Genomic DNA, 9,454 nt, shown 5'->3' with positions numbered 1-9,454 from the left:
CCACACCCGCTGGGCCACCCACGGCGCCCCGTCCGACGTGAACGCCCACCCGCACCTGGACGCCGAGGGCAAGGTCGCCGTCGTCCACAACGGCATCATCGACAACGCCTCCGACCTGCGCCGCAAGCTGGAGGCGGACGGGGTCGAGTTCCTCTCCGAGACGGACACCGAGGTCCTCACCCACCTGATCGCCCGCTCGGGGGCCGAGAAGCTGGAGGACAAGGTCCGCGAGACCGTGCGCCTCATCGAGGGCACCTACGGCATCGCCGTGCTGCACGCCGACTTCCCGGACCGCATCGTGGTGGCCCGCAACGGCTCGCCCGTCGTGCTCGGCATCGGCGAGAAGGAGATGTTCGTCGCCTCCGACATAGCCGCCCTGGTCGCCCACACCCGGCAGATCGTCACCCTCGACGACGGCGAGATGGCCACCCTCAAGGCCGACGACTTCCGCACGTACACCACCGAGGGCACCCGGACCACCACCGAGCCGACCACCGTGGAGTGGGAGGCGGCCTCCTACGACATGGGTGGCCACGACACCTACATGCACAAGGAGATCCACGAGCAGGCCGAGGCCGTGGACCGCGTGCTGCGCGGCCGGATCGACGACCGCTTCTCCACCGTGCGCCTGGGCGGCCTGAACCTGGACGCCCGCGAGGCGCGCCGGATCCGCCGCGTGAAGATCCTCGGCTGCGGCACCTCGTACCACGCCGGCATGATCGGCGCGCAGATGATCGAGGAGCTGGCCCGCATCCCCGCCGACGCCGAGCCGGCCTCCGAGTTCCGCTACCGCAACGCGGTCGTCGACCCCGACACCCTGTACGTCGCGGTCTCCCAGTCCGGTGAGACCTACGACGTGCTGGCGGCCGTGCAGGAGCTGAAGCGCAAGGGCGCGCGGGTGCTGGGCGTGGTGAACGTCGTCGGCTCCGCGATCGCCCGCGAGGCGGACGGCGGCATCTACGTGCACGCCGGTCCCGAGGTGTGCGTGGTGTCCACCAAGTGCTTCACCAACACCACGGTCGCCTTCGCCCTGCTCGCCCTGCACCTGGGCCGCACCCGCGACCTGTCCGTGAGCGACGGCAAGCGGATCATCGAGGGGCTGCGCCGGCTGCCGGGGCAGATCGCCGAGATCCTGGAGCAGGAGGAGGACGTCAAGAAGCTGGCCCTGCAGTACGCCGAGGCCCGCTCGATGCTCTTCATCGGCCGCGTGCGGGGCTACCCGGTGGCCCGCGAGGCCTCCCTGAAGCTCAAGGAGGTCTCCTACATCCACGCCGAGGCCTACCCGGCCTCCGAGCTCAAGCACGGCCCGCTGGCCCTGATCGAGCCCGCGCTGCCCACGGTCGCGATCGTGCCCGACGACGACCTGCTGGAGAAGAACCGCGCCGCGCTGGAGGAGATCAAGGCCCGCAGCGGCCGGATCGTCGCCGTGGCCCACCGGGAGCAGGAGAAGGCCGACCACACCGTCGTCGTCCCGAAGAACGAGAACGAGCTGGACCCGATCCTCATGGGCATCCCGCTCCAACTCCTCGCCTACCACACGGCGCTGGCCCTGGGCCGGGACATCGACAAGCCGCGCAACCTCGCCAAGTCGGTGACGGTGGAGTAGCACCCCGGGGGGCGCGGGAAACCGCGCGAACACCCCCCGTGCCCACAGGGCCCTGTGCCCACAGGGGCAGAACGACGGAACGGACCCCCGCGCGGCGCTCTCCCGCACGCGGGGGTCCGTCGACGACTCACGGGACGACGACCACCGGCCGCTTCGCCCGCTTGGCGAGCCGGCCGGCCACCGAGCCGAAGATCCGGCCCGCGATGCCGTGGGTGGAGCCGACCACGATCGCGTCGGCCTCGTACTCCCGGCCCACTTCCTCGAGTTCGTGGCAGATGTCGCCCCCGCGCTCGACCAGGATCCAGGGCACCTCGGTGAGGTGGTCCGCACAGGCCAGTTCGAGACCGAGGACCTCGGTGCGGTGGTCCGGGACGTCCACGAAGACCGGGGGCTCGCAGCCCGCCCACACCGTGGTGGGCAACCGGTTGGCGACATGGACGATGATCAGGCCCGAGCCGAGCCGCTGCGCCATGCCGATCGCGTAGGCGAGGGCCCGCTCGCTGGAGGTCGAGCCGTCGAAGCCGACGACCACACCGTGCCGGAACGCGGGATCGCACGCGTGGCGCGACTCCTCCGCCGCCCTGGGATCGGCCGCCGTGGGATCGGCGACCGGCCGCTTGCGGTCCGCGGGTTCGAAGAATTCGTGACCGGCCATGGCTGTCTCGGAGTGGTGATCCTTTGATGGGGACGACAGTGTGCGGCGGAGCTGTGTCCGGGAATCATCTTCCCAACCCCATACCCCCAAGGGTACGGCGGCACGCCTCCTGAGCCCAGATCCCGCGCGCATCGGCCGACGGGCCCCCCGGAGCATGCACGAGGAGACGCCCGTAACGCAATGGTTGCTGCGCCGTACAGGCGGTTTGCGCGGCGCCCGCCCGGCCGCGAGAGTGGGGCGCCGCGGGCCGCCCGCCCCGGACGCCCGGGCTCCGGCGGGCCGGCCGCGCGGCGGACCGTGCCCCGCACCGCGGGGAAGCGGACCGCGTCCGGGCCCGGCCCCCTTCCCCGGCGGCACCGGGTGCCACCGGACGGAGCGGGGGCGCACCGGTCGGCTGACCGGTTTCCGTGCACGCTCCCGTATCTTTTCAGCCAACTTCTGCCTCTCGTGCATCCCCTGCCGTAACCACCCCCCAACCCCCGTTCGACCTGCACGGAAAGGGTCGCAGGGGTCCCGTGCACCCTATGGGGATTGGCCACTGCGACGAGGCGCACTTCCCTGCACGGCCCGGGAGTGCAACGCTTCGTGATCGAATGCTTCACGCCAAGTTGCCAAGTCGACAATGTGCCGGATGCCGAACTGGCCACCGGGGCACGGCGGGACGCAGTAGATTCGATCTTGACTGTCTTACGGCGGGGGACTCGTGCAGGACCGAGGGGAAACGTGCAGGAGCGACACAACCGAGGAGCCGCGACCACCGAGGGGGGCTTAGCAGGATGAGCCACGACTCCACTGCCGCGCCGGACATCGCGGCCCGGAAACTCGCCGGGCGACGCCGCAAGGAGATCGTCGCGGTGCTGCTGTTCAGCGGCGGCCCCATTTTCGAGAGTTCCATACCGCTGTCGGTGTTCGGGGTTGACCGCCAGGACGCCGGCGTGCCGCGCTACCGCCTGCTGGTGTGCGGCGGCGAAGAAGGCCCGCTGCGGACCACGGGGGGCCTGGAACTCACCGCACCACACGGGCTGGAGGCGATAGCGAGGGCGGGCACCGTCGTGGTGCCGGCCTGGCGCTCGATCACCTCACCACCGCCCCAGGAGGCGCTCGACGCGCTGCGCCGGGCCCACGAGGAGGGTGCCCGCATCGTCGGGCTGTGCACCGGCGCCTTCGTCCTCGCGGCGGCGGGCCTGCTGGACGGCCGGCCCGCGACCACCCACTGGATGTACGCGCCGACGCTGGCCAAGCGCTATCCGTCGGTGCACGTCGATCCACGGGAGCTCTTCGTGGACGACGGTGACGTGCTGACCTCCGCGGGCACGGCGGCCGGAATCGATCTGTGCCTGCACATCGTGCGCACGGACCACGGCCACGAGGCGGCCGGGGCACTCGCCCGGCGCCTGGTCGTCCCACCGCGCCGCAGCGGCGGCCAGGAGCGCTACCTCGACCGGTCTTTACCGGAGGAGATCGGCGCCGACCCGCTCGCCGAGGTCGTCGCCTGGGCGCTGGAGCACCTCCACGAGCAGTTCGACGTGGAGACGCTGGCGGCCCGCGCGTACATGAGCCGCCGTACGTTCGACCGCCGGTTCCGCTCGCTGACCGGCAGCGCGCCGCTGCAGTGGCTGATCACCCAGCGGGTGCTGCAGGCGCAGCGTCTGCTGGAGACGTCGGACTACTCGGTGGACGAGGTCGCCGGCCGCTGCGGCTTCCGCTCGCCGGTCGCCCTGCGCGGCCACTTCCGGCGCCAGCTCGGCTCGTCCCCGGCCGCCTACCGGGCCGCGTACCGCGCGCGGCGCCCGCAGTCCGACCGGAACCAGGACACCGACGGCACCGCGAACACCCCGGGAGGCGTCCCGCCCGGCCAGCAGGGGCATCCGGGACTGCCCGGTCATCCGGTGCAGGCCGCCGCCCTGCACCCGGAGCCGCCCCTGCCGCACCAGTCCCGCCGCGCCGCGGCGGCGAGCTCCCTGGGCCCGTCCCTGACGGCCTCGGCCTCCCCGGCGGACTCCGGCCGCGAGGCCTACGTCCCGACGCGGGCCGGCGTCCCGGGACAGCGCAGCGCGCCGTGACGTAGACGGCACCGGCGCACACCGGACGGGGCCGGAGGCACCGGCCTCCGGTCCCGTCCGTCCGCGGGACACCGCGCGGACCGCTCGCGCCCACCGGCCCGCGAAGCCGCTCCCGCCGTGCCCGGGCACCACCGCCGCCGGGCGCCTCACCACCCGGTTCGATCCGCCCCGGTGCGCCGTAAGGTGAGACACATGAACGATCGCATGGTGTGGATCGACTGCGAGATGACCGGCCTCTCGCTGTCGGACGACGCGCTCATCGAGGTGGCCGCCCTCGTCACCGACTCCGAGCTGAACGTCCTCGGTGAGGGCGTGGACATCGTCATCCGCCCGCCGGAGCGGGCCCTGGAGACGATGCCCGAGGTGGTGCGTCAGATGCACACCGCGTCCGGGCTGCTCGCCGAGCTGCCGGACGGCACGACGCTCGAGGACGCCGAGCAGCAGGTCCTCGCCTATGTGCGGGAGCACGTCAAGGAGCCCGGCAAGGCTCCCCTGTGCGGCAACTCCGTCGGCACGGACCGCGGCTTCCTGCTGCGGGACATGCCGACGCTGGAGGACTACCTGCACTACCGCATCGTGGACGTGTCCAGCATCAAGGAGCTGGCCCGCCGCTGGTACCCGAAGGCGTACTTCAACAGTCCCGAGAAGAACGGCAACCACCGCGCCCTCGCCGACATCCGCGAGTCCATCGCGGAGCTGCGCTACTACCGGGAGGCCGTCTTCGTCCCGCAGCCGGGGCCCGACTCCGACACCGCGAAGAAGATCGCCGCGAAGCACGTCACGCCTGCCCGGTAGGCGGATCGGGGGGAGATCGGGGGCGCCGTGCGAAGCCGTGCGCGAGCACCCCTTCGGACCCTGTACACTTTTTCTCGGCCGGTCGGGGAAGGAACTCATCCCGATCGACCGGGCCGTGGTGGGTGTAGCTCAGATGGTAGAGCACCTGGTTGTGGTCCAGGATGTCGCGGGTTCGAGTCCCGTCACTCACCCTCACCGTTCAGCCGGTGACCTCGACACGAGGTCACCGGCTGATTACGTTTCCGGCCCGCCCGACGGATCCGAACGGGGCTCCGGGGCCCGTCGGAGCCCCGGGATCTCGGGCCACGGGATCTCGGGACCTCAGGACGAGGCCCGCTCCACCAGTTCCGTGGCCAGCACCACCTGGCTCCGGCCCAGTTCCCGGGAGGCGGGCGGGCGGCGGTCGGCGACCTCGGCGAGCAGCAGGTCGATCATCCTGCGGCCCATCTCCTCTATGGGCTGGCGCACACTGGTCAGCGGCGGGTCCATGTGCCGGGCGATGGCGGAGTCGTCGTACCCGACCAGGGCCACGTCGTCCGGGATGCGGCGGCCCGCCTCGCGCAGGGCGTGACGGGCACCGGCCGCAGTGACGTCCGAGGCGGCGAAGACCGCGTCCAGGTCGGGGCGGCGCTCCAGCAGGGCCTCCATCGCGCGCCGGCCCTCGCCCTCGGAGAAGTCACCGGGCTCGATCAGCAGCTCGTCCACCTCGTGGCCCGCCTCCCGCAGGGCGTCCCGGTAGCCGTCGACGCGCCGCTGGGCGCCGTACACGTCGAGGCGGCCGGTGATGTGGGCGATGGTGCGGCGACCCCGGCCGATCAGGTGCTCGACGGCCTGGCGGGCTCCGCCGTAGTTGTCCGAGTCCACCGAGGTGAGCGTCTCCGCGGCCGACCGGGGACCGCTGATCACCGCCGGGATCTCCAGCTGGGACAGCATGTCGGGCAGCGGGTCGTCGGCGTGCACCGAGACCAGCAGCACCCCGTCCACGCGGTGGGCGGCCAGGTACTGGGCGAGCCGCTGCCGCTCCCGGTCGCTGCCCGCGAAGATCAGCAGCAGCTGCATCTCGGTGTCGGACAGCGCGGCCCCGACGCCCCGGAGCATGTCCGAGAAGTACGGCTCGGCAAAGAACCGGGTCTCCGGCTCGGGGACGACCAGGGCGATGGCGTCCGTGCGGTTGGCGGCCAGGGCCCGGGCGGCGGTGTTCGGGACGTAGCCGAGCTCCGCGACCGCGGCCTCCACGGCGGCCCGGGTGGCGTCGCTCACCCGGGGTGAGCCGTTGATCACCCGGGAGACCGTGCCGCGGCCCACGCCGGCGCGCGCCGCCACCTCTTCAAGGGTGGGCCGGCCTCCGCTCCGGCCCCGCACTCCGTGGCTCGCCATCGGCCCCGCCTTCCCTCGTGTGTCACGCTGGCCTGGAATCTAACAGCCTCGTGGGTGGTCGTGACCGCCGCCGGGAGGACGGCACGCGGACCCCGGGCTTCCGGGGGCGACCCGGGGGCGTCCAGTTAACAGCCCGATAACTGAACGCACTTTGCCGTGTCTGCTCCCTTGACACCCCCGCCCGGACCCGGGACTCTTCAACACATCACTTGTGGGAGCGCTCCCACAGTACCTGACACATACACAACCCGCACGTTCCCCGCCCGAGCCGCAGCGAGCAAGTCACGGGCCCAACAGAGCCGTTGGCCGGGGGGTCGGCACGTCAGGGCAACAGGAGGACGCAATGCGAGCACGTACCCTCCCCCTCTCTCGGCAGCGCTCGGGCGGGGGGAAGCCCATCGTCCGCAAGGCACTGGCCGTCGCGGCCGTGGTGTCGCTGGGCACCGGGCTGCTGGCCGGCTGCGCCGACGACGGCGGAGACGACTCCGACTCCTCGTCGGGCGGTGAGGGAAAGACGACGGTCACGCTGGGCCTGTTCGGCACCTTCGGCTTCAAGGAGGCCGGCCTTTACGCCGAGTACGAGAAGCTGAACCCCGGCATCAAGATCGCTGAGAACGTCGTCGAGCGGAACGAGAACTACTACCCCGCCCTCCTCAACCACCTGACCACCAACAGCGGCCTGCAGGACGTCCAGGCCGTCGAGGTCGGCAACATCGCCGAGATCGTCGCCACCCAGGCCGGCAAGCTCGAGGACCTCTCCAAGGCCCCGGGCGTGAAGAAGGACAACTGGCTGGGCTGGAAGTGGCAGCAGGGCACCACCAAGGACGGCCAGACCATCGGCCTGGGCACCGACATCGGCCCGATGGCGATCTGCTACCGCAAGGACATGTTCGAGAAGGCGGGGCTGCCCACCGACCGCGCGAAGGTCGCCGAGCTGTGGGCCGGCGACTGGGGCAAGTTCGTCGAGGCCGGTGAGCAGTACAAGAAGAACGGCCCCAAGGGCACCACCTTCCTGGACTCCCCCGGCGGTCTGATCAACGCCATCCTGAGCAGTGAGGAGGAGAGGTTCTACAACTCCTCCGGCGAGGTGACCTACAAGAGCAACCCGGCCGTCAAGAAGGCCTTCGACCTGACCGCGGAGGCCGCCGAGAAGGGCCTGGTCGGCGCGCAGACGCAGTTCCAGCCGGCCTGGGACCAGACGATCGCCAACAACAAGTTCGCCGCGATGGCCTGCCCGCCGTGGATGCTCGGCTACATCAAGGGCAAGTCGCAGCCGGACGCCGCCGGCAAGTGGGACGTGGCCGTGGCGCCCAGGTCCGGCAACTGGGGCGGCTCCTTCCTGACCGTGCCCAAGAGCGGCAAGAACGTCGAGGAGGCCAAGAAGCTGGTCGCCTGGCTGACCGCGCCCGAGCAGCAGGCGAAGCTGTTCAAGGTGCAGGGCAGCTTCCCGAGCGCCCAGGCCGCCTTCGGCAGCCCCGAGGTGACCGGCGCGAAGAACGACATGACCGGGGACTCCCCGATCGGTGAGATCTTCTCCGAGGCCGCCCAGCAGATCCCCGTCCAGCCGATCGGCCCGAAGGACCAGATCATCCAGCAGGGCCTGACGGACAACGGCGTCATCCTGGTGACCAAGGGCAAGTCCCCGGAGGAGGCCTGGGAGACGGCCACCAAGACCATCGACAACAACCTGGACAAGTGACCCGCATGGCCACCCGCTCCGACACCGCCGCGTCCCCCGTCGAGGGGGGCGCGGCCCCGGGCCGTCCGCCCGAGGGCCCCCTGCCCGCGGACAAGGAACAACGACGCCGGGCCAAGCTGTCCCGGCGCTGGCAGCGCGACGTGCGCTGGAGCCCGTACGCGTTCGTCTCGCCCTTCTTCCTGCTGTTCCTCGCCTTCGGCCTGTTCCCGCTGATCTACACCGGCTGGGCCTCGCTGCACCAGGTGGAACTGACCGCCCCGACCGACATGAACTGGGTGGGGCTGCGCAACTACACCCGGATCTTCGACGACGACTTCTTCTGGAACGCGGCGCAGAACACCCTGACCATCGGCATCATCTCGACCGTTCCGCAGCTGCTGATGGCCATGGGCATCGCCCACATCCTCAACTACAAGCTGCGCGCCTCGACCTTCTACCGGGTCGCGATGCTCGCGCCGTACGCCACCTCGATCGCCGCCGCCTCCCTGGTGTTCGTGCTGCTCTTCGGGCGCGACTACGGCATGATCAACTGGGCGCTGGACTTCGTCGGGATCGACCCGGTCGACTGGCAGGGCGACAAGTGGCCCTCGCAGTTCGCCGTCTCGACGATCATCATCTGGCGCTGGACCGGCTACAACGCGCTGATCTACCTGGCCGCGATGCAGGCGATCCCGCAGGACCTGTACGAGTCGGCGGCGCTGGACGGTGCCAGCCGCTGGCAGCAGTTCCTCCACGTGACGCTGCCCTCGCTGCGCCCGACGATCCTGTTCACCGTGGTGGTCTCCACGATCGGGGCGAGCCAGGTCTTCGGCGAGCCGCTGCTGTTCGACGCCAACAAGGGCGCGTCCGGCGGCGCGGAGCACCAGTTCCAGACCCTCGGCCTGTACCTGTACGAGCAGGGCTGGGTGAACCAGCACCTGGGCCGTGCCTCGGCGATCGCCTGGACGATGTTCCTGATCCTGATCGTCATCGGCATCATCAACCACGTCATCTCGCGCCGGCTGCGCGCCAGCAGTTAAGGAGTTGTGGCCGTGACGACGACTGTGACGCCCCCCGAGACCCCGCCCGCCAAGGAGTCCAAGCGCTCGCGCCTGCCGAAGTCGGCACGGGCCGGCGGAACGCTGCACGGCGGTCCGATCGCGGTCCACACCAGCGGGAACAGCGACACGAGGGTGAACACGATCAGGATCGCGTACGCGATCGGACCGCCGTGCAGCGTTCCGCCGGCCCGTGCCGACTTCGGCAGGCGCGAGCGCTTG

7 protein-coding genes, 1 tRNA gene and 1 pseudogene are annotated in these 9,454 nt (G+C 71.0%); 7 read left to right on the top strand and 2 right to left on the bottom strand.

Annotation, left to right across the window (positions count from 1 at the left end; all coding sequences use genetic code 11):
* Positions 1–1,606 (top strand): glutamine--fructose-6-phosphate transaminase (isomerizing) (glmS, locus tag B7L92_RS01520; RefSeq protein WP_081235691.1); only part of this gene is annotated, 1,606 nt, incomplete at its 5' end.
* A 127-nt stretch (positions 1,607–1,733) separates the two neighbouring features.
* Here glmS and B7L92_RS01515 read toward each other — a convergent pair.
* Positions 1,734–2,261 (bottom strand): universal stress protein, encoded by a 528-nt coding sequence (locus tag B7L92_RS01515; RefSeq protein WP_004987720.1) that lies wholly within the window; start codon positions 2,259–2,261, stop codon positions 1,734–1,736.
* Positions 2,262–3,037: 776 nt separating this feature from the next.
* On the opposite strand from B7L92_RS01515, the gene B7L92_RS01510 reads away from it, so the two are divergent.
* The 3 genes from B7L92_RS01510 to B7L92_RS01500 all read left to right on the top strand — a co-directional run bounded on the left by B7L92_RS01510 (position 3,038) and on the right by B7L92_RS01500 (position 5,310).
* Positions 3,038–4,324: a GlxA family transcriptional regulator gene (locus tag B7L92_RS01510; protein ID WP_081235690.1), complete on the top strand. Its 1,287-nt coding sequence runs from the start codon at positions 3,038–3,040 to the stop codon at positions 4,322–4,324.
* 192 nt (positions 4,325–4,516) lie between these two features.
* A complete protein-coding gene (gene orn / locus B7L92_RS01505; protein WP_081235689.1) occupies positions 4,517–5,119 on the top strand; it encodes an oligoribonuclease in 603 nt (200 codons plus the stop codon).
* A 118-nt stretch (positions 5,120–5,237) separates the two neighbouring features.
* Positions 5,238–5,310, top strand: a tRNA-His gene (locus tag B7L92_RS01500).
* A gap of 130 nt (positions 5,311–5,440) precedes the next feature.
* On the opposite strand, the gene B7L92_RS01495 is transcribed toward B7L92_RS01500, so the two are convergent.
* Complete coding sequence (locus B7L92_RS01495; protein WP_004987714.1) at positions 5,441–6,496, bottom strand: LacI family DNA-binding transcriptional regulator; 1,056 nt, start codon at positions 6,494–6,496, stop codon at positions 5,441–5,443.
* A 343-nt stretch (positions 6,497–6,839) separates the two neighbouring features.
* Between B7L92_RS01495 and B7L92_RS01490 the strand changes: the two genes are divergently transcribed.
* The 3 genes and pseudogenes from B7L92_RS01490 to B7L92_RS41840 all read left to right on the top strand — a co-directional run.
* Entirely contained in the window at positions 6,840–8,195 is a 1,356-nt protein-coding gene (locus B7L92_RS01490; protein WP_081235688.1) for an ABC transporter substrate-binding protein, read from the top strand.
* A 5-nt stretch (positions 8,196–8,200) separates the two neighbouring features.
* Entirely contained in the window at positions 8,201–9,214 is a 1,014-nt protein-coding gene (locus B7L92_RS01485; protein ID WP_081235687.1) for a carbohydrate ABC transporter permease, read from the top strand.
* 12 nt (positions 9,215–9,226) lie between these two features.
* Positions 9,227–9,454 (top strand): annotated as a pseudogene (locus B7L92_RS41840) (hypothetical protein); the annotation flags it as partial.

It is taken from the genome of Streptomyces viridosporus, from assembly GCF_002078235.1.
In the GTDB taxonomy this organism is placed as follows: domain Bacteria; phylum Actinomycetota; class Actinomycetes; order Streptomycetales; family Streptomycetaceae; genus Streptomyces; species Streptomyces viridosporus.
This window is presented reverse-complemented; position numbering and strand designations above follow the sequence as displayed.